Genomic DNA, 19,161 nt, shown 5'->3' with positions numbered 1-19,161 from the left:
CGCGCCGTCTTCCACTTCCTGATGAACCCATCGCAACGGGACCCTTACATCCGCGTGCTGATGAGAACACTCAGGTCGAATGGTCACGTTGTGATAGCCACATTCGCGTGAACATGGTCAGGCGCAGCAGGAGCCAGACTGCTGCATCGGCGGGCACCTGTTGGTACCGTACGAGCAATACACGCAGCAATCCCCGGGTTTCGGTCTGACCACTGCCTTGCAATGCTCGCATTCGTAAAACCACACACAGGCGTCGGTGGGCATTGTCTCGTCTTTCCTGTGCCCGCAGGCGGGACACGTGATGCTCGAATCCAGCACGACTGCAGCCATCACTGCACCTGCTTTACGTGAGACGGATAGCCGGCATCGGTCGTGGCGTTCGTCAACGCGTCGACCGAAACCTTCTTCGGGTCAAATACCACCTCCGCGCGCTTGCTTGCGAAGTCGACCTTTGCCGAGGTCACGCCGGGCACTTTCTCAAGTGCCTTGCGAACCGTAATCGGACACACAGCGCAATCCATGTTCGTGACGTCAAGGGTGACCTTGCGAAGCCCCTCGGCGAGGGCCGTGGATGCACTCAGCGCCGTCGCGACGAGCACAGCAATCAATTTCTTCATGGCAGGTACTCAATAGAAGAGCGGCGCATACAGGGGAAACGACATGAGCGCGAGCGCAGCCGGCATCACGACCCAGAAAATGAAGCGCTGCCGATGTCGCGCCGAAGGCACCGCGCAGGCTTTGCCCACCGCACATTCTTCGGACCTGGTGTAGAGCCTGCGAAAAGCGACCGCGAAAAACGCGATGGATATGGCGACAAATAGGGGTTGGAACGGCTGCAACGCGGTCAGGCGCGAGCCCCATGCGCCCCCGACTCCCAGCACAACAAGGAGCAAGGGGCCGGCGCAACAGGCGGATGCCCCGAATGCGGCAGCGGTTCCGGCTAACAAGGAGCCGGTAGTGGCCCAGCGAGGTCGCATGGCACTTCCTTTTCGGACTGGTTGAGTCTAGTCTAGGTGCGTACCTAAGTACGGAGTCAAGCGCGCCATGCAGGAAATGACCATCGGACAACTGGCTGAAGCGGCAGAGGTCAACATCGAAACAGTGAGGTACTACCATCGTCGCGGGTTACTGCCGGCGCCACCCCGCCCAGCAGGCGGCATCCGCCGATACCCGATAGCCGTACTGACGAGGCTTCGCTTTATCAGGCGGTCCCAGTCGCTTGGCTTTTCGCTCGATGAGGTGGAGGCGCTGTTGTCTCTGCACGATGGTCAGGCGTGCAACGCCGCGCGCGCTATCGCCGAACACAAGCTTGTCGATGTGCGCCAGCGCATCCAGGATTTGTCCATGCTGGAAGCCGCGTTGGCAACACTGGTACAGCGCTGCTCGACGTCGAAGGGCAAGGTTTCGTGCCCACTCATCGACACGCTGATGAACGGCGGTGGGCTGACCCAGTGAGCGCGTCAGCTTGACGCCGTCGAACGGACACGGATGTTTTGGCTAGACCTGCGCGACAGTGACGCTCACGGCATTGACGCCCGAGCCGCGTGTGTATGCGGGGTGTGACGAATCGCCCGACAGACGTGATATCGGAACGCACACGCGTACGCTGCAGGTCCAGGCAGAATACGCTCAACAGCGAAACGCTAGCGACCCGCGTTCTCGGGCCGATATGAAAGCAACGCTGGAACGTTCACGTCTTCATCTATTTCAGGCCAGATTATCTGCTCATGGTCTAGAGAGATGGCAAAGTGTTCGCGCTCGGCTGCCGTGGCGGCCTGCAACACGGGAAACCAGTCCAGTGGAAATTGAACGGCGGGGCCGTCGGACATGTCGATGAACATGTGCACGCGGTCAAAATGCACGTCCACCGCAGCGCGGTTCATGGTCATCTCCTGAAGTGAATCAGCTTAAAGATAGACCGCGGCAGAGCGGCATTCAAGAAAGAAGGCAGGAAAGAAGGCCCGCGCCAGCGCTGGTGTTTCGGGCAATTATCACCGGGGTGGGCTTGTACGCCTTGGGCGGCTCGTTACCCGGACAGGAAGCGAAGTGGGAACCGTCCCTGAAACCGAATGTAAAACTATGCGCGACTGCTACCCGGAACTGCTATCCTGAGAATCCTAGCAGCCGCGAAACCAAGCCGGACAAGGCTCACCGGCCATCTGGCGCGAGTCCCTGATTCGCCACAACTGCAAGAAAAAGCCGCTGATCCGCAAGGTCAGCGGCTTTTTTGTTTTGGTCTTCCAAATAGCAACTGCAAGGAGGTTTCTTGATGACGTTCCGCACCGCCGCGCTTGCCGTGGCCACCGCATCCGTCGCGCTTTTCACCGCCGCATCGCAACTCTCCGTCAACGCCCAAACGCCGCCCGACAGTCAGTGGCGCGCCAGTCCAATCACGCTTTCGACGTTGCTGCAGGACGGCTACAAAATCGTCGCCGTAGTAAACGGCGCGCACGGCAATGCCGGCTCGGCCGATACGATTTTCGTTCAGCGCGATCAGAGCGCCTTCAAATGTATCGACCCGTCTCCGGCCGATGCAAAAACCAAGGCTGCGTGCTTCGAACTGGTTCAGCCGTCAGGCGCCGCCCCCGAATCCAAATAGGCGGATGACTTTGCAGAATCGAGTCATCGGCTTTAACGCTCGCAACGAAAAAGGAGCGGGCTTACGCTCGCTCCTTCGCACTATCTTTGCCGGATCCTGCGCCAACTAAAACGGACAAGCCCCACGCTCACCGATCCACCAGCCGGCTGAGATTCCCGCGCACCCGTTGCAGCAGCGCGATGAGCTGCTTCGCTTCTTCGTCGGTAAAACCGTTCAGCGCTTCGAGCGCGATTTCATCGCCCACTTTGCGGGCCTTGCCGAGCGTGCGCTCGGCCTTCGGTGTCATGCGCACCTGGCGTTCGCGGCGATCCTCCGGATTGGCCGTGCGCTCGATCCAGCCGCCCTCCTCCATCCGGTCCAGCAGACGCCCCGCCGAAATGGGCGCGACTTCGAGCAGGTCCGCGAGGCGCGCCTGATTGACATCGCCGTAATGGGCGAGGTTGGCCAGCACGCGGCACTGCGCGCGCGTCAGATCGACCGATGACTTCGCGAGATCGTCGAAACGCTTGCCTGTCAGGCGGCCGACGTCGGAAATCAGAAAGCCGAAGCGTTCTTCGAGTTGGATGGTCATGGGCCGATTATACGAAAGGCTTCCGTTTGTCAGCGTCGAAATGGGCGGAAAACCGGCGCAACGGGCGCAACGGGCGCAACGGGCGCAATTCAGGCTCCGCATAAATCCTGATGGGCGGATGCGCTTGCAGCCAATATAATAAGCATGCTTACTATCTCGAAGGTCCCACTCCCCCATGTCCACCGACTCCGCGTCGACGAGCGCCGCCCGGCTCAATCGGCCGATGATCACCATCTCGATCATGCTCGCGACGCTGATCCAGACGCTCGACAGCACCATCGCCAACGTCGCGCTGCCTCACATGCAGGGCACGCTGTCGGCGTCGCAGGATGAGATCACGTGGGTGCTGACCTCGTACATCGTCGCGGCCGCGATCGCAACGCCGCTGACCGGCTGGCTGTCCGACCGGCTGAGCGTCAAGCGGCTGCTGATCTTCTCGATCGGCGGCTTCACGGTGGCCTCGGCGCTATGCGGCTTGTCGGAAACGCTGACGCAGATCGTCGCATCGCGTTTGCTGCAGGGGATTTTCGGGGCCTCGCTGGTGCCGCTGTCGCAGTCGATCCTGCTCGACATCAATCCGCGCGAAAAGCAGGGCCAGGCGATGGCGGTGTGGGGCATGGGCGTGATGGTCGGACCGATTCTCGGGCCGACGCTCGGCGGCTGGCTCACCGATAGCTACAACTGGCGCTGGGTGTTTTTCATCAACGTGCCGATCGGCGCGTTTGCGCTGTTCGGCGTAGCGACCTTCCTGCCCGCGCGTGAACCGAAGCACGACGCGAAATTCGACGCGTTCGGCTTTGCCACCCTGGGTCTCGCGATTGGCGCGCTGCAGGCAATGCTCGACCGCGGCGAGCAACTCGACTGGTTCGGTTCGAATGAGATTGTCATCGAGGCGCTGGTCGCTGCGATCAGCTTCGCGTTCTTCCTCGTGCATACGGCGACGGTCGGCAAGAAATCGTTCTTCAAATATGAGTTGCTGAAGGACCCGAACTTCGCCACCGGCACGTTCTTCATCTTCGTGATCGGCGCGGTGATGTATGCGACGCGCGCGTTGCTGCCGCCAATGCTGCAAAACCTGATGAACTATCCCGTCGCGACCACGGGCCTCGTCACGGCGCCGAGCGGCGCGGGAACCATGGTCGCGATGCTGTTCGCCGGACGGCTATTGAAGCGGATCGACGCGCGGCTTCTCCTGCTCGCCGGCTTCCTGATCTCCGCGTTCGCACTGTGGCAGATGATGCATTACACGATCGTGCTGTCGGAGTCGGACATCGTCTGGCCCGGCGTGGTGCAGGGCTTTGGTCTCGGCCTCGTGTTCGTGCCATTGAGCGCGCTGACCTTCTCCACGCTTATGCCCGAACTGCGCGCCGACGGCACTGCGACGTACAGCCTGATGCGCAACATCGGCAGCAGTATCGGCATTTCGATCGTGCAGACGCTGATGACCCGCAACACGCAGGTCTCGCATGCTGACCTCGCAGCGAATGTCACGCCGTTCAATCCGGCAATCCAGTCGATGCTCAATAGCGGCTCGAATTACGACCTGGCGGTGCTGAATGCGTCGATCACGCAGCAGGCGTCGATGATCGCCTATCTGAACGACTTCAAGCTGATGTTCGTGGCGACGCTACTGGTCATTCCGCTGCTGCTGTTGATCCGCCCAGCGCGCCAGGCGCCGGATGCATCAGTGGCGCACGCGGCAATGGATTGAGCACGATGATGGCGTCAAGCGGGAGCGGCACAGCTTTCGCGTCACACTCACGCTTCGATTCTTCCTCGCGTTACGCCCAGCAATCCCGCCATTGCGTCTCGCGCCGCCGTTGCATCACGGTCGCGGATCGCTTCGAACACCGCCGTGTGTTCGGCCAGCGACGCGTTGAACACGTCTGCGCGTTTCGCGTTCAGGCGTAGCTGCGCTTCCAATGTGCGCTCGATTAGCGTGCCGAGCGGGATCAGCAATTCGTTGCTGCAAGCCGTCAGCACGCTCAGATGAAATTGCAGATCGGCGCGCACCCATTCATCGACGTTACGCGCCCCGACCATCGACGCATGCGCTGCCGCGAGCGCATTGAAGGTGCCGTCCGTATGCGAGGCCGCCGCCAGACCCGCCGCATACGGCTCGATCATCTCGCGCATTTCCTGCAGCTTGAGCGCGAAGGCCATCGGCTCGGCGACGCGCGAATACCAGTCGAGCACATCGACATCGAGCAGATTCCACGCGTGTTTCGGCCGCACCCGTGTGCCCACCCGTGGCCGCGATTCGATCAGCCCTTTCGACGTCAGCGTACGCAGCGCCTCGCGCAACACCGTCCGACTCACGCCGAAGGTGTCCATCAACTCCGCCTCGCGCGGCAGGATCGAATCGGGCGCGTAGTCGCCACGCAGAATCGCGGTCGCCAGCAGATGGGCGACGCGCCCATGCAGATCGTGCTGAATAGCTTTCTCCCAGCAGCCTCTCGGCGCTATTGATATCGGAACTGAGCCCGGAACGACCGCGATTATCCGGCATCTCAACCCGCCGACCTCTGGCTTCGGCGCCGTTGCGGCGTTGGCATGCTGGCCGGCGTTCGGCGGCAACCTCATCGTCGCCGTCGCCCGGCGAATATCCAGCCGCCCCGGCCGGCATCTTTACCAACGCCCGGCCACCATTTGGCCAATAGTACTATTAATAGTACTTACTCGCGCTTTTGTTGTAGCATGTGAATCCTCGAAATTGTCCGCACACGCAGGCACCCAGGCCGCAAGGAGACGCACACCATGAAAATCACCAAGCTCGAAACCTTCATCGTTCCGCCGCGCTGGTGCTTCCTGAAGATCGAGACGGACGAAGGCATCGTCGGCTGGGGCGAGCCGGTGGTCGAGGGCCGCGCGCACACCGTGGCGGCCGCCGTCGAGGAGCTGTCCGACTATCTGATCGGGAAAGACCCGCTGCTGATCGAAGACCACTGGCAGGTGATGTATCGCTCGGGCTTCTACCGCGGCGGCCCGATCACGATGAGCGCGATCGCCGGCGTCGACCAGGCGCTGTGGGACATCAAGGGCAAGCATCATGGCGTGCCGATTCATGCGCTGCTCGGCGGCCAGGTGCGCGACAAGATCAAGGTGTATTCGTGGATCGGCGGCGACCGTCCGAGCGACGTCGCGAATAACGCGCGTGCCGTGGTCGAACGCGGCTTCAAGGCAGTGAAGATGAACGGCTCCGAAGAGCTGCAGATCATCGACACCTTCGACAAGGTGCAAGGCGTCATCAACAACGTCGCCGCCGTGCGCGAAGCGGTGGGACCGAACATCGGCATCGGCGTGGACTTCCACGGCCGCGTGCATAAGCCGATGGCGAAGGTGCTGGCCAAGGAACTCGACCCGTACAAGCTGCTCTTCATCGAAGAGCCGGTGTTGTCGGAAAACGCGGAAGCCTTGCGCGACATCGTCAACCAGACCAACACGCCGATCGCGCTGGGCGAACGTCTGTATTCGCGCTGGGACTTCAAGCACATCCTGTCGGGCGGCTACGTCGACATCATCCAGCCGGACGCGTCGCACGCGGGCGGGATCACCGAGTGCCGCAAGATCGCGTCGATGGCCGAGGCGTACGACGTCGCGCTCGCGCTGCACTGCCCGCTCGGCCCGATCGCCTTGGCCACCTGCCTGCAAATCGACGCGGTGAGCTACAACGCGTTCATTCAGGAACAGAGCCTGGGCATTCACTACAACCAGGGCAACGACCTGCTCGACTACATCAAGAACCCCGAAGTCTTCAAATACGAAGACGGCTTCGTGTCGATTCCGCAAGGCCCGGGCCTCGGCATCGAAGTGAACGAAGAGAAGGTGCGCGAGATGGCGAAGGTCGGCCACCGCTGGCGCAATCCGGTGTGGCGCCATGAGGATGGTAGCGTCGCGGAATGGTAATTGCCGGCGCACACGTTACGGCTGACGTAGCGTGTGCCGTCTCAGTTACGTAACACCCCGGACCGAACCGGCCGGAATACGCCCTTCGCGGCACTTTGCCGGCGCGGTCACACCACCCGCAAAGCCTTACCCACAAAGGCTTTCAAGCCGTTTGTTCGGCATCAGACATACGCATGGCCCGCTCCTTGCTCAAATGCATTCAAAACGACAAATGCATCGGGGAACATCATGGGCGAATTCCTTCCAGACTATCTGCTACGCGAACAGGCCGCCGTCGGCGCGCTGGTGGTGTTCGGCGTGCTTCGCATCATTGGCGCGATGCTCGCGTACGAACGCGGCTGGCGCATCTCGGTGGTCGAAAAATGCTTTATCGCTGCCGCGGTGCTGTACTGCCTGCCGCAACTCTTCGAGCTGCTGACCCACATGTACAGCTCACGTGCCGCAGGCGCGGAACTGGAAGGCAAAGCAGCGGGCTGCGCGATCGCGCTCTTCTGCGCGCCGATTCTCGGACATCGGCTCGGCCTCGAATGATCGGTTTCATCGAACGGACGCTCATCATGCGACCGCGAAAGAGACCTGCGAGCCCCGCGAAACCTGCCTACCGAGCCGGCGACGTCCTGACGCTCAGGTCCGGCGGACGTCCGATGACCGCCACCTGGAGCGGACCGGTGCTGTTCGCGCCGGGCAACTGGTTGATCTGCCAGTGGTTCGGCAACGACGGCGAACTGCAGCAGGAAATGTTTCCGGAAGAGACGCTGAAACGGGCGCACAACACGCTCGCCGCCTAAAGGGCAGTAACGGATCAGCCGGCCACCGCCGGGCGACCGTGTGTATTGCGCCGCACGCCTTTGCTGTGCGGCGCTTTTTTTAGCCTTAACTGCCCAACGCGGCGAATGCCGGCACGCTGTGCGACAACACGGCCGCAGCGACGAACACGCCGACCATCGCCAGCGCTTCGAGATAGAGCACGTTGACGAAGGTATGCGCGTCCATCGTCGAGGCCGTGCGGCGCAGGCGCGGCAGCGCCGAGAAGCGATTGAGCCCGCCGAGCACCAGCGCGAGCGCGACTAGCGCGAGCTTCAGCGTCAGCACATGGCCCCACGTGCTCATCTGGATGGCTTCGAACGAGCCGCCCGATCCACGCACGGCATTGAAGATCCCGGTGAGCAGCACCAACCCGACCGCCACAACGGATACGTGCGACACCTGCGTCGCCGTGCGGATCAGCATCCCGCGCGCGGTCGACGTGCCGAGCGCGGGCAATACCGCGAGCCCCGCCGCCATCGCCAGTCCGCCCCAGACGCTCGTCACCAGCACATGCAGCGTCTGCATGCCGATCGCCGCCGAGGCCGGGCCGGCATCCGCCGCATGTCCGAGCGACGCCTTGCCCGCCGCGATGGCTATCACCGCGAGCCACAGCAGCGCATTGCGCAGCATGCCCGTGTGATTGGCCATGGCCGTGCCCAGCAGCACCAGCGCGCCGGCGAACGCCACGCTCCAGCCGTAACCGACATGGGTTTGCGTCAATACAGTCGGCACCACGCCAATCGCCGACGGCAACGCGAGGCCGCTCATCGACGCCGCCTGATACAGCAGCCAGCCCAGATCCGCGAGCACCAGCACGACGGTGGCGGTCAGCATCGACCGTTGCGCGCGCAACCAGGCGGGCCGTGCGGGGTTGATCTTGCTCTGCGCGTCCTTGGCGAGCCAGGCGCTGAGCAACGCCGAACCGACGGCAAACGCAAACGCGACATTCATGAGCGCGGCCATCGCGACCTGCCCGATCCACAGTCCGTCCATGCTCATTTGACGATGAACGCGAAGTTGCCTTGCGTACGGTGGCCGTCCGTGGCAACGGCGACCCAGTGCACCGCGTAGCGGCCGGCCGTCAACTGCGGCAGCGCCAGGTGCATCACCTTTGCATCACTTTGGTCGACTTGCGACGCAGTCGGCGCGGCGGGCTTGCCGCTCGCGTCGCTGAGTTCGATCCGGCTGAAAGCCGGTTCGAGCGGCTCGGTGAAATGGATCGTCACTTCAGTGGCAGTGGCCACTTCGGCGTTCGCCGCCGGCTCGCTCGACACTAGATGCGCATGCGCGAAAGCCGTGGACGTCATGACCAGCGCCGCGGCGCCGAACGTCAACGCACGGAGCGCCGGACGGGAAAAATTGAATAGCTTCATGTAAGGCCGATAGCTTGTGGAAAGTAAAACGGTAGACGGTGAGCCGATGGTCGTCCGCGTCAGAGGGACGCCGGCGCGCCCGGAAGTGTACGCTTCGATGGCCGGTGCGCGCGTCGGTTCAACTTGCTTTGTTATGCAGGCCCATGGGAACGACATGTGCGTCTGTGATCCGGCAGACAAAAATCGAGATGGCCGCCCCGCTTGCCAGCCGATGACGCGCGTCAAACTGTCGCATCGCCGTGACACCCGGAACCTTCTCTAATGTGGCAAATAGTCACCATCAGCCTTCGATGATAGAATGCTGCGTCGCCGCAGCGCCGGCTGCCCTTCACACCGAGCCGCTCGAAGTTCGGTCAGGTCCCCGATTTTGATGGAGTTACGCGTGTCTTCAAGACGCATTTTCCGCCCGTTGCTTGCCCTTCTGCTGATCGGCTCCGCGGGTGTCTATAGCGCTGCGAAAGCGCAGACTCAACCGAAGGCCCCCGATACGATGGAAGCGCGCGTGCAAGGCTGCACGGCCTGCCACGGCTCCCATGGCCAAGGTACCGACAACGACTACTTCCCGCGTCTCGCAGGCAAGCCGGCCGACTATCTGTACAACCAGTTGCAGAACTTCCGCGAAGGGCGCCGCAAATACCCGCCGATGAACTACCTCGTCACGTATCTCTCGGACGACTACCTTCATCAGATCGCCACGTACTTCTCGCAGCAACGCCCGCCCTACCCCACGCCGGCCAAGCCGACCGTGTCGGCGGCCATCGTTGCGCGCGGCCAGCAGATCGTCCTGAACGGCGACGCATCCAAACAGATTCCGGCTTGCGCGGCTTGCCACGGCAAGGCGTTGACCGGCATGGAACCCGCTATCCCGGGTCTGGTCGGCCTGCATGCTGACTACATGAGCGCGCAACTGGGCGCATGGCGTTCGGGCTCGCGCCATGCCATCGCACCGGATTGCATGCACACCATCGCCACCCGCCTGACTGACGAAGACGTGAACGCCGTCGCTGCCTGGCTTGCCACGCAAAAGGCTCCACAAAACCCCGTGCCGGCTCCGGCCCGCTCGTTGAAGACTCCGCTTGCCTGCGGCAGCGAACCGCAATAAGGCACCGGGAGAGACACTCAAATGAAACGCAAGTCTTTGTTCGCCCTCTCGGCAGTCGTCGTCGTTGCGGCTGCCGCACTCGTTCCCGTCCTGTGGTCGGGCGGCGACAACCTGCATAACGGCACGGCCATGGCGGCAACGCCCGCCGACCAGGCCGCACTGATCAAGAAGGGCGAGTACCTCGCCCGCGCCGGCGACTGTATCGCCTGCCACACGGTGCGCGGCGGCAAGCAGTTCGCCGGCGGCCTGCCGATGGCTACGCCGTTCGGCACGATGTTCACGCCGAACATCACGCCTGACGACCAGTACGGTATCGGCAAGTGGACGCAGGACGACTTCTACCGCGCGATGCACACGGGCCGTTCGAAAGACGGCAGCCTGCTGTACCCGGGCTTCCCGTTCACGAGCTACACGAAGGTCACGCGCGCCGACTCGGACGCGATCTACGCGTACCTGCGCTCGGTCACGCCGGTCAATGTGGCGAGCCGTCCGCACGAACTGAAATTCCCGTTCAACCAGCGCAACATGCTGATCGGCTGGCGCACGCTGTTCTTCCGCGAAGGCGAGTACAAGGCTGATCCAACCAAGTCGGTCGAATGGAACCGTGGCGCGTACCTGATCGAAGGCCTCGGCCACTGCGGTATGTGCCACACGTCGATCAACGCCATGGGCGGCCCGGTCAACTCGGCTGCTTTTGCCGGCGGCCTGATCCCGCTGCAGAACTGGTATGCGCCGTCGTTGACGTCGAACAAGGAAGCCGGCCTCGGCGACTGGGAAACCAAAGACATCGCCGATCTGCTGAAGACCGGTGTGTCGAACCGCGGCGCGGTGTTCGGTCCGATGGCTGAAGTGGTTCACAACAGCCTGCAGTACATGTCGGACGAAGACATCAACGCGATGGCCACGTACCTGAAGACGATTCCGCAGAAGAGCGAAGCGCCGGAACCGCTGCAGCTCGAGACCTCGGAAAAGTTCGGTGGCGAACTGTTGAAGCAAGGTCAGAAGATCTACGCTGACAACTGCGCGAAGTGTCACGCGGAAAACGGTCTCGGTATGCCGCCGTCCTTCCCGCCGCTGGCGAACAACCAGTCGATCCAGATGCCGTCGGCGGTCAATCCGATCCGTATGGTGCTGAACGGCGGCTACCCGCCGAGCACGGAAGCCAACCCGCATCCGTACGGCATGCCGCCGTTCGCACAGGCACTGTCGAACACGGAAGTGGCCGCTGTTGTGACGTACATTCGTATGTCGTGGGGCAACCATGGTACGGCTGTGTCGCCACAGCAAGTGTCTGATCTGCGTTCGGCGCCGCTCGACTAAGCGGCGTTAGATGTACCGGGGGCGCGGCCTGCGGAATACGCGGCCGCGCCCTTCGTTTTTGCAGGACCGGTATCATGTGGGTACAAACCCTTATGAAACCGCGCAGGAGGAAAGAGCCGTGCATGTCGGTGAGCGTTTCAACAGCATTACCCATCTCGTCGGCGCCGTGCTGTCGGTGGCGGGGCTGGCTACGCTCGTGACAATGGGCGCGCTCGACGGCGACGCGTACAAGGTGGTGAGTTTCAGCGTCTACGGTGCGATGCTGTTCGTGCTGTATGCTATCTCGACGCTCTACCACAGCGTGCGCAACCCGCGTGTCAAAGCGGTTCTGCAAAAATGCGACCATTCGGCGATCTATCTGTTGATCGCCGGCAGCTACACCCCGTTCACGCTGGTCACTTTGCGTGGGCCGTGGGGCTGGTCGCTATTCGGCGTAAGCTGGGGGCTTGCCGCTCTCGGCATCGTGCAGGAACTGACGCTCGGGCGACGCACCCGCAGCGTTTCGATGGTGCTGTATGTCTTGATGGGATGGCTCGCGCTCGTTGCCGTCCGCCCGCTGGTTCAAGCTTTACCGGCAGCGGGTACCGCCTGGCTCGTGGCCGGCGGGGTCATCTACAGCGCCGGCATCTACTTCTTCATCAACGACGAGCGCATCCGGCACGGACATGGTATCTGGCACCTGTTCGTACTGGCGGGCAGTCTGTGTCAATTCGTCAGTGTTGCGCGCTACGTCGCGTGACATCCCACGGCGGCGAAATGCAACTTAAGGCCAGTCAACGTGTCTGCATAGCGCGTTGAAGCATTCGGCACGCATTTGAGCGTGCCGCCGATTTCTCTGCGACCGGAACTGGGCTTTGGCCTCGAACGCGCCATAGAGGCGTGTTCATGCCGTGCCTGTGCCCGCTGGTACCCGCCTGGGTCCATTGGGTGCCGTCTGGTGCCGTTCGCGAAACTGCATTGCAAAGAGCATTTATGTCTTTTGATTCCCTCGGCTTGTCCGAACCGCTGGTCCGCGCTGTACACGAACTCGGCTACACCACCCCGACTCCGATCCAGACACAAGCAATCCCCGCCGTGCTCAACGGCGGCGACCTGCTGGCTGGCGCGCAGACCGGCACCGGCAAGACCGCCGGCTTCACGCTGCCGATCCTGCAGCGTCTGAACACCATGCCCGCCGTCACCACGGCATCGGGCAAGCGCGCCGTGCGCGCGCTGATCCTCACGCCGACGCGTGAGCTGGCCGCACAGGTCGAAGAAAGCGTGCGCGCCTACGGCAAGTATCTGAAATTGAAGTCGACCGTGATGTTCGGCGGCGTCGGCATCAATCCGCAAATCGGCGCGCTGCGCAGCGGCGTGGACATCGTCGTCGCGACGCCGGGCCGTTTGCTCGACCACATGCAGCAGAAGACCATCGACCTGTCGCATCTCGAGATTCTCGTGCTCGACGAAGCGGACCGCATGCTGGACATGGGCTTCATCCATGACATCAAGCGCGTGCTCGCGAAGCTGCCGCCGAAGCGTCAGAACCTGCTGTTCTCGGCTACGTTCTCCGACGAGATCAAGACCCTCGCCGACAATCTGCTCGACTCGCCGGCACTGATCGAAGTCGCCCGTCGCAACACGACGGCTGAACTCGTCGCACAAAAGATTCACCCGGTCGACCGCGATAAGAAGCGTGAGCTGCTCACGCACCTCATCAAGCAACACAACTGGTTCCAGGTGCTGGTGTTCACGCGCACCAAGCACGGCGCGAACCGCCTTGCCGAACAACTGACGAAAGACGGCATCAGCGCACTGGCGATTCACGGCAACAAGAGCCAATCGGCCCGCACACGCGCGCTCGCCGAGTTCAAGGACGCCACACTGCAAGTGCTGGTCGCGACCGACATCGCCGCACGTGGCATCGATATCGATCAGCTGCCGCACGTGGTCAACTACGATTTGCCGAACGTGCCGGAAGATTACGTGCACCGCATCGGCCGCACGGGTCGTGCAGGCGCATCGGGCGAAGCGATTTCGCTGGTGTGCGTCGACGAACTGCAATTGCTGAAGGACATCGAGAAGCTGATCAAGCGTCAGGTGCCGCAGGAAGTGATCGCCGGTTTTGAGCCGGATCCGACTGCGAAGCCGGAACCGATTCTGCGCCGTGGCCAGGGTGGTGGCGGCGGCGGTGGCAATCGTCAGCCGCGTCAGAGCCAGGGTGCGCCGAAGCGCGAGGGCGGCCAGCGTGACGGCGGCCGCCGCGATGGCGCGTCGTCTGCCAAGCCCGCACAACGTTCGGGTCAGCGTCCGGCGAATGGTCAGCAGCAGCCGAAGCCGCAAGGTGCGAAGCCGGCCGGCAACGGCGGCCAGCCGCGCCGCGACGGCCAGCGCCATGACGGTCAGCCGCGTGCAGCGGCGCACGAAGGCAGCGCCGCGCAACATGCACCGCGCAAACCGCAGGGTGCAAAGCCGCAAGGCGGCAATCCGGGGGCTTTGCTGGGTGGCGCAAAGCCGCGCAACGACGCGCCGCGTGGCGGCCAGCCGACGCGCAGCGGCCAGCGCGGCCGTTAAGTTTCAAGCACTGCCCGCTCGCTAGCCGTCGTCCCAGACTAACGGCTAGCCGCAGCGGCAGCCTGCTTCAGGTGCTCGATCTGCCGTTCCCATCGATCGAGCACCGCCTCCCCTTCCCCTTCCCCTTCCAGTTCAAACGTGATGCCGTTCGTCAGGCGCGCATAACGCACGCTCTGCGCCTCCGCTGTGTCGATCGAGCCGATCATGTACACGAGGCCGCTATCGTCGCCTGTCACGCCCGCTAGCGGCGTCAAACGCAACTGCACCTGATAGAACGCCTCGTCGCAGACGAACGTCAGCGCGGCCCGGCCGTTTTGCGCGATCACGCGTGCCGCCCGAGCCTGTGGCCACAATGCGATGCACAGCGAGCGCGAATCAGGCGCGTACAACTCGCCGACGCCAAGCAGCGACGTGCGCACATGGCCGTTTGGATCGACGGTGAGCAGCGACGCGGTGAACCCCGTCTTGCTCGCCAGCGACGACCCGTCGAACAACGTGCGGACGGAGTCGGGCCATTCGTCGAACACGTTCTGTTCGAGCGGACGTTCGGGTGAAGGAGAATCGCTCATGGTATCGATCCAGTCAGTGGCGAGTTGCCGAGGTTGCGAAGGCTGCCGAGGATCAATCATGCCTCGAAAAACAAATGGCCCGCACAAGCGGGCCATTCATCTTCATCTGTACACCGCGAACTCAGCAGAAAAACCTCAGCGAAAGAACACGTGCTGCGTGATCTTGGCGAGCGGATAATGCACGCCCGGCTGAATCTTGGCCGGCAGATCGAGCGGCTTGAGCAGCATCTTCACGCACATGTCCGCTGACAGATTGCGCCGAACCAGCGCATTGATGCGCGCAGCGCGTTCGCGGTTATAGGCCGAATCGTGCACGCGTTCCGGATAACGAATCGCGAAAACATGGCGCAACGCGATCTCCGAGTCTTCGTTCTTGATCTCAATCACACGCCGCATCAATGCGCCGAGAACCGCAAGACGGCCATTGCCTTCGATCTTGTTGTACTTCTTGAAGAACTTGAAAAAGTGTTTGTAGTGACGGACTTCGTCAGTGCGAATGTTGTCGGTGATCTGCTTGAGCACGGGCTCGTCCGAACATTCGCCAATCGCGCGATACAGCGTTGCGGTACCCGTTTCCACCACACAGCGCGCGACCATCTCGAGCGCGCGGGTCTTTTCGAAGTCTTCGACCGAGCAGGTCAGCGAATACTCTTCCATGAAATTGCGGAACGCGGTGTCCCAATCGAACTCAGGCCAGACGTAGGCGACATACGTCTTGAGCGCCCGGCCATGCTGCATTTCTTCCGGCTCCCACTCCTGGTTGAGCCAGGCCGAGACTTCGGGGTCGCCGTCGAAGAAAGTACTCAGATTACTGGTGTAAAGATCGGTACCGCTTTCGATAAACGAAGCGGCGCACAACAGAAGCAGCAGGTCCTCGTTAGCGACGGCCTTCTGACGGTCTATGCGGGTGAGGTCGATATCCTCGATCCGCCAGGGCATCACATGGTTCAGCTCAGTGTGCATTGTGTCTTTGCTCCGAAAGCTGTATCGACTCGTGGAGCGCTCGAAACCGCCCACTATCGCAAGGGCGGTCCGCCGTGTCAGATACAGCGCCTTGATTAGAGTTAACCCCTTGTATCCTGCATCTTAGCCGGTGTTTCACAATTCTGCAGATAACCCAGCACAGACCGTGCCGAACCACTGCAGTTCCAATTTCACGGTAGTCGATTCCTTCAGTTGGTTACAAGCGGCACACGCAAGGCAAAAAAAAACCAGCTCGAAGAACTGGCTTTGGCTTGAAAAGAGATTCCACGTCAACCGCGACAAGGCTCGCTGCGAAGCACAACGGCTGCCGGCCACGCCGTCATGCGGGCTGAACGCCGTCGAGAAGCCGGACGCGCCGCATACGCCACGCGACCACGACAAGCGACAACCCCGACAACACTGCCGCAATCAGGACGTAGTAACTTGGCGCCAGCTTGTCGCCGGTCAAGTGAATGAAGGTCTCCACGATCGTCGGTGCAAAACCGCCGAAAATCGTTACGCCGATGCTGTAACCGATTGAAAGACCGGTCGAGCGCACCTGCGTTGGAAAGATCTCGGACATCAGTGCGGGCATCGGTCCGGAGTAAGCCGCCTTGAAAATTCCGGCGGTGCCTTGCAACAGCAGCAGCCAGCCGATCGTCGGATGCGACTGCAGCAAAGCGAACATCGGATAGATCAGCAAGCCCATCAGTATCGACGTGGTCAGCATGATGCGAATCCGGCCAATGCGGTCGGACAATGCGCCCATCACGGGCGAAAGCAGGAACTGCAAGCCGCCGTTGAGCACCACCACCCCGAACGACGCAGCAGCGGGCATGTGCAACTGCTTGACCGCGTACATCGGCATGTAGAGCTGCAGCACGTACACGCCAACCGTGGATTGCGCGACGATGCCCACGGCCAGCAACAGATTCACCCACTGGTTGCTGAACGACGCGTCCTTCGCGTCAGACGCCACCTGATGTTTGCTCGCGGACTCACGCGCTTTACGCAAGGCGAGAAACTCCGGCGTCTCGTCGAGATGCGAACGGATGTAATAGCCCACCGGCCCGACCAGCAGACCGAAGATAAACGGAAGGCGCCAGCCCCAGCTATTGAGTTGCTCAGGCGGCATCCACGCGGTCAGGAGCGAACCAAAGGCCGCCGCGGTGATCGCGGCCAGACCCTGGCTCGCGAACTGCCAACTCGCGTAGTAGCCACGCCGTGACGCGCTGTGTTCGACCATGAAGGCCGTCGCGCTGCCGAACTCACCGCCCACCGCGAAACCTTGCACGAGCCGCGCGAGCAGGATCAACACGGGCGCCGCAAGACCGATCGACGCATACGGCGGCATCACCGCCATCGTGAAGGTGCCGACCATCATCAGCGCGATGGCGAGCGTGAGCGCCGCCTTGCGGCCCTTGCGGTCGCCGTAGACGCCCAGCACGATCGCACCCAGCGGCCGCATCAGGAACGAGATGCCGAAGGTGGCAATGGCGAGCAGCGTAGAGAGCCACTCGTCCTGCATCGGGAAGAACTGTTTCGCGATGATGGTCGCGAAGTAACCGTAGACCAGAAAGTCGAACCACTCGAGCGCATTGCCGACCGACGAAGAAAACACGATACGCCGCACCATCGCTTTGGAAAGCGGCGCGGACGTGGAATGCGGGGATGCAGTCGCGGATTGCGACGCGGGGATGTTCATTTAGAACCCCGCTGCCAATCCGTCGCGACGGCTGTCGCTTGCCGCCACATAGCCGCGCTCCGGATCGTTGCGGTCGAGCTTCCAGATGTACTGGCCGGAGCCGAAGTCCATGTACGGATCGTCGACCGACTTGATCGTGTGACCCAGCTTCTCCAGCGCCGCGGCGGTCGTCGGATCGAGCGTCGCTTCGATGTCGATCGTGAAGTCGCGGTTGACCTTCCAGCGCGGCGCATCGCAGGCGGCCTGAGGTTGCTGACCGTAGTCGAGCATCCGCACGATCGATTGCAGGTGGCCTTGCGGCTGCATATCGCCGCCCATCACACCGAAGCTCATCACCGCTTCCTGCTTGCCGTCCACCTGCTGCGTCAGGAACGACGGGATGATCGTGTGGAACGGCCGTTTGCCGCCCTCCACCACGTTCGGCGACTTCGGGTCCATCGAGAAGCCGCAGCCGCGGTTCTGCATCGCGATGCCGCTATCGGGCACCACGATGCCCGAGCCGAAGCCCATGTAGTTCGACTGGATGAAGCTGACCATCATGCCGCGCTCGTCCGCCACCGACATGTAGATCGTGCCGCCGGCCTTCGGCATGCCGAAGTCGAATTGCGTGGCGCGTTTGTGATCGATCAGCTTCGCGCGCGACGTGAGGTACGCGTCGTCGAGCATCTGCTCGGGCGTGACGTCCATCGAACGCGGATCGGCGACGTAGCGGTAGACGTCGGCGAATGCCAGCTTCATCGCTTCGATTTGCAAATGCTGCGACTCGACGTTGTCGACGGCGAGTTCCTTCACGTCGAATTTTTCGAGGATGCCCAGCGCGATCAGCGCCGCGATGCCCTGGCCGTTCGGCGGAATCTCATGCACGGTGTAGCCGCGATAATCCTTGCCGATCGGCTCGACCCAATCCGCTTCGTAGTTGCGCAGGTCGTCGAGGGTCAACGCGCCGCCGCCTTCACGCGCAAACGCCGCGATCTGTTCGGCGATCTCGCCTTCGTAGTAGGCGCGCGGACCTTGTTCGGCGAGCTTGCGCAACGTCTTCGCGTGGCCGGGAAAGCGCACCAGTTCGCTGACTTCCGGCGCGCGGCCGCGCGGCATGAAGGTTTGCGCGAAGCCCGGCAGGTCCTTCAATTCGGGTACGGCTGCCGCCCATTTGTAGGCGACGATGCTCGCCACCGCGTGACCACGCTCGGCGATCTCGATCGCCGGCTCCATCAGATCGGCAAACGGCAGCGAGCCGAATTTCTGATGCAATGCTTCCCAGCCGGCGATCACGCCCGGCACCGTCACGGCATCCCAGCCGCGCTTGGGTTGTTTGGCAAGACCGTTTTCCTCACCGTACTTGCGCTTGAAGTAATCGACGTTCCAGGCCGCCGGCGAGACGCCCGACGCATTCAGGCCATGCAGCTTCTTGCCGTCCCACACCAGCGCGAAGGCGTCCCCGCCGAGGCCGCAGGAGACCGGCTCGACCACCGTGATGGCGGCCGCTGCCGCGATCGCCGCGTCGACGGCATTACCGCCTTTCCACAGCATCCGCAGACCGGCTTGCGCTGCGAGCGGATGCGAAGTCGAAACGATGTTGCGCGCGAATACAGGCAGACGCGGCGTCGGATAGGGGTTTTGCCAGTTGAAGCCAGTCATGTCGAACACTCTCGAAAGCGCGGTCCGGCGCGTTCTATAACGCCGGAAACCATGG

At 62.4% G+C, this 19,161-nt stretch carries 22 protein-coding genes; 10 read left to right on the top strand and 12 right to left on the bottom strand.

Annotated elements, in window-relative coordinates:
* Positions 1 to 117: 117 nt before the first annotated feature.
* From M0D67_RS03775 to M0D67_RS03765, 3 genes are read right to left on the bottom strand one after another with little or no spacing between them, the layout of a single operon-like run.
* On the bottom strand, positions 118 to 330 hold the full coding sequence (locus tag M0D67_RS03775) for a GDCCVxC domain-containing (seleno)protein (RefSeq protein ID WP_154558035.1): 213 nt from the start codon (positions 328 to 330) through the stop codon (positions 118 to 120).
* A complete protein-coding gene (merP, locus tag M0D67_RS03770) occupies positions 330 to 617 on the bottom strand; it encodes a mercury resistance system periplasmic binding protein MerP (RefSeq protein WP_154558036.1) in 288 nt (95 codons plus the stop codon). The genes M0D67_RS03775 and merP overlap by 1 nt, the downstream gene beginning before the upstream one ends.
* 9 nt (positions 618 to 626) lie before the next feature.
* A complete protein-coding gene (locus M0D67_RS03765; protein WP_154558037.1) occupies positions 627 to 977 on the bottom strand; it encodes a mercuric transporter MerT family protein in 351 nt (116 codons plus the stop codon).
* A gap of 67 nt (positions 978 to 1,044) precedes the next feature.
* Here M0D67_RS03765 and merR point away from each other — a divergent pair, with 67 nt between their 5' ends.
* Positions 1,045 to 1,455 (top strand): Hg(II)-responsive transcriptional regulator, encoded by a 411-nt coding sequence (merR, locus tag M0D67_RS03760; RefSeq protein WP_154558038.1) that lies wholly within the window; start codon positions 1,045 to 1,047, stop codon positions 1,453 to 1,455.
* A gap of 188 nt (positions 1,456 to 1,643) precedes the next feature.
* On the opposite strand, the gene M0D67_RS03755 is transcribed toward merR, so the two are convergent.
* Positions 1,644 to 1,883: a DUF2442 domain-containing protein gene (locus M0D67_RS03755; protein ID WP_154558039.1), complete on the bottom strand. Its 240-nt coding sequence runs from the start codon at positions 1,881 to 1,883 to the stop codon at positions 1,644 to 1,646.
* Between the two features lie 386 nt (positions 1,884 to 2,269).
* Between M0D67_RS03755 and M0D67_RS03750 the strand changes: the two genes are divergently transcribed.
* A complete protein-coding gene (locus M0D67_RS03750; RefSeq protein WP_154558040.1) occupies positions 2,270 to 2,599 on the top strand; it encodes a hypothetical protein in 330 nt (109 codons plus the stop codon).
* A 127-nt stretch (positions 2,600 to 2,726) separates the two neighbouring features.
* Here M0D67_RS03750 and M0D67_RS03745 read toward each other — a convergent pair whose 3' ends face one another.
* A complete protein-coding gene (locus tag M0D67_RS03745) occupies positions 2,727 to 3,170 on the bottom strand; it encodes a MarR family winged helix-turn-helix transcriptional regulator (protein ID WP_154558041.1) in 444 nt (147 codons plus the stop codon).
* Positions 3,171 to 3,345: 175 nt separating this feature from the next.
* On the opposite strand from M0D67_RS03745, the gene M0D67_RS03740 reads away from it, so the two are divergent.
* Positions 3,346 to 4,881: a DHA2 family efflux MFS transporter permease subunit gene (locus tag M0D67_RS03740; protein WP_154558042.1), complete on the top strand. Its 1,536-nt coding sequence runs from the start codon at positions 3,346 to 3,348 to the stop codon at positions 4,879 to 4,881.
* Between the two features lie 47 nt (positions 4,882 to 4,928).
* On the opposite strand, the gene M0D67_RS03735 is transcribed toward M0D67_RS03740, so the two are convergent.
* Entirely contained in the window at positions 4,929 to 5,606 is a 678-nt protein-coding gene (locus M0D67_RS03735) for a FadR/GntR family transcriptional regulator (RefSeq protein WP_233464711.1), read from the bottom strand.
* Positions 5,607 to 5,927: 321 nt separating this feature from the next.
* Between M0D67_RS03735 and dgoD the strand changes: the two genes are divergently transcribed.
* From dgoD to M0D67_RS03720, 3 genes are all read left to right on the top strand, one after another.
* Complete coding sequence (dgoD, locus tag M0D67_RS03730; protein WP_012434262.1) at positions 5,928 to 7,076, top strand: galactonate dehydratase; 1,149 nt, start codon at positions 5,928 to 5,930, stop codon at positions 7,074 to 7,076.
* A gap of 228 nt (positions 7,077 to 7,304) precedes the next feature.
* Positions 7,305 to 7,607, top strand: a complete 303-nt coding sequence (locus tag M0D67_RS03725) for a hypothetical protein (protein ID WP_154558043.1) — start codon at positions 7,305 to 7,307, stop codon at positions 7,605 to 7,607.
* Positions 7,604 to 7,864 (top strand): YodC family protein, encoded by a 261-nt coding sequence (locus tag M0D67_RS03720; RefSeq protein ID WP_308112553.1) that lies wholly within the window; start codon positions 7,604 to 7,606, stop codon positions 7,862 to 7,864. The genes M0D67_RS03725 and M0D67_RS03720 overlap by 4 nt, the downstream gene beginning before the upstream one ends.
* Positions 7,865 to 7,949: 85 nt before the next feature.
* On the opposite strand, the gene M0D67_RS03715 is transcribed toward M0D67_RS03720, so the two are convergent.
* Both M0D67_RS03715 and copC read right to left on the bottom strand, forming a co-directional pair.
* Positions 7,950 to 8,882, bottom strand: coding sequence for a CopD family protein (locus M0D67_RS03715; RefSeq protein ID WP_154558045.1), 933 nt, complete (start codon positions 8,880 to 8,882; stop codon positions 7,950 to 7,952).
* Positions 8,879 to 9,256, bottom strand: a complete 378-nt coding sequence (gene copC / locus M0D67_RS03710) for a copper homeostasis periplasmic binding protein CopC (protein ID WP_154558046.1) — start codon at positions 9,254 to 9,256, stop codon at positions 8,879 to 8,881. Before copC ends, M0D67_RS03715 begins: the two co-directional genes overlap by 4 nt.
* Positions 9,257 to 9,626: 370 nt before the next feature.
* On the opposite strand from copC, the gene M0D67_RS03705 reads away from it, so the two are divergent.
* The 4 genes from M0D67_RS03705 (at position 9,627) to M0D67_RS03690 (ending at position 14,231) form a co-directional block, all read left to right on the top strand.
* Entirely contained in the window at positions 9,627 to 10,358 is a 732-nt protein-coding gene (locus M0D67_RS03705) for a cytochrome c (RefSeq protein ID WP_154558047.1), read from the top strand.
* 21 nt (positions 10,359 to 10,379) lie between these two features.
* Entirely contained in the window at positions 10,380 to 11,678 is a 1,299-nt protein-coding gene (locus tag M0D67_RS03700) for a cytochrome c (protein ID WP_154558048.1), read from the top strand.
* 118 nt (positions 11,679 to 11,796) lie between these two features.
* The gene (locus M0D67_RS03695; protein WP_093635539.1) at positions 11,797 to 12,417 is read left to right on the top strand and encodes a hemolysin III family protein; all 621 of its coding nucleotides are present in this window, start codon (positions 11,797 to 11,799) and stop codon (positions 12,415 to 12,417) included.
* Between the two features lie 233 nt (positions 12,418 to 12,650).
* Positions 12,651 to 14,231, top strand: a complete 1,581-nt coding sequence (locus M0D67_RS03690; protein WP_154558050.1) for a DEAD/DEAH box helicase — start codon at positions 12,651 to 12,653, stop codon at positions 14,229 to 14,231.
* Between the two features lie 38 nt (positions 14,232 to 14,269).
* On the opposite strand, the gene M0D67_RS03685 is transcribed toward M0D67_RS03690, so the two are convergent.
* The 4 genes from M0D67_RS03685 to ggt all read right to left on the bottom strand — a co-directional run bounded on the left by M0D67_RS03685 (position 14,270) and on the right by ggt (position 19,106).
* A complete protein-coding gene (locus M0D67_RS03685) occupies positions 14,270 to 14,800 on the bottom strand; it encodes a pyridoxamine 5'-phosphate oxidase family protein (RefSeq protein WP_154558051.1) in 531 nt (176 codons plus the stop codon).
* Positions 14,801 to 14,935: 135 nt separating this feature from the next.
* Positions 14,936 to 15,763 (bottom strand): ferritin-like domain-containing protein, encoded by an 828-nt coding sequence (locus M0D67_RS03680; RefSeq protein ID WP_154558052.1) that lies wholly within the window; start codon positions 15,761 to 15,763, stop codon positions 14,936 to 14,938.
* A 340-nt stretch (positions 15,764 to 16,103) separates the two neighbouring features.
* Positions 16,104 to 17,468 carry an MFS transporter gene (locus M0D67_RS03675; RefSeq protein ID WP_154558053.1) on the bottom strand — a complete coding sequence of 455 codons (1,365 nt, stop codon included), beginning with the start codon at positions 17,466 to 17,468 and terminating at the stop codon, positions 16,104 to 16,106.
* Positions 17,469 to 19,106, bottom strand: a complete 1,638-nt coding sequence (ggt, locus tag M0D67_RS03670; protein WP_154558054.1) for a gamma-glutamyltransferase — start codon at positions 19,104 to 19,106, stop codon at positions 17,469 to 17,471.
* Between the last annotated feature and the right edge of the window lie 55 nt (positions 19,107 to 19,161).

The sequence above is a fragment of the Paraburkholderia sp. SECH4 genome (assembly GCF_030511745.1).
GTDB classification, from domain to species: domain Bacteria; phylum Pseudomonadota; class Gammaproteobacteria; order Burkholderiales; family Burkholderiaceae; genus Paraburkholderia; species Paraburkholderia madseniana.
The sequence above is the reverse complement of the archived record's forward strand: the minus strand, read 5'-3'. Positions and strand labels throughout refer to the sequence as shown.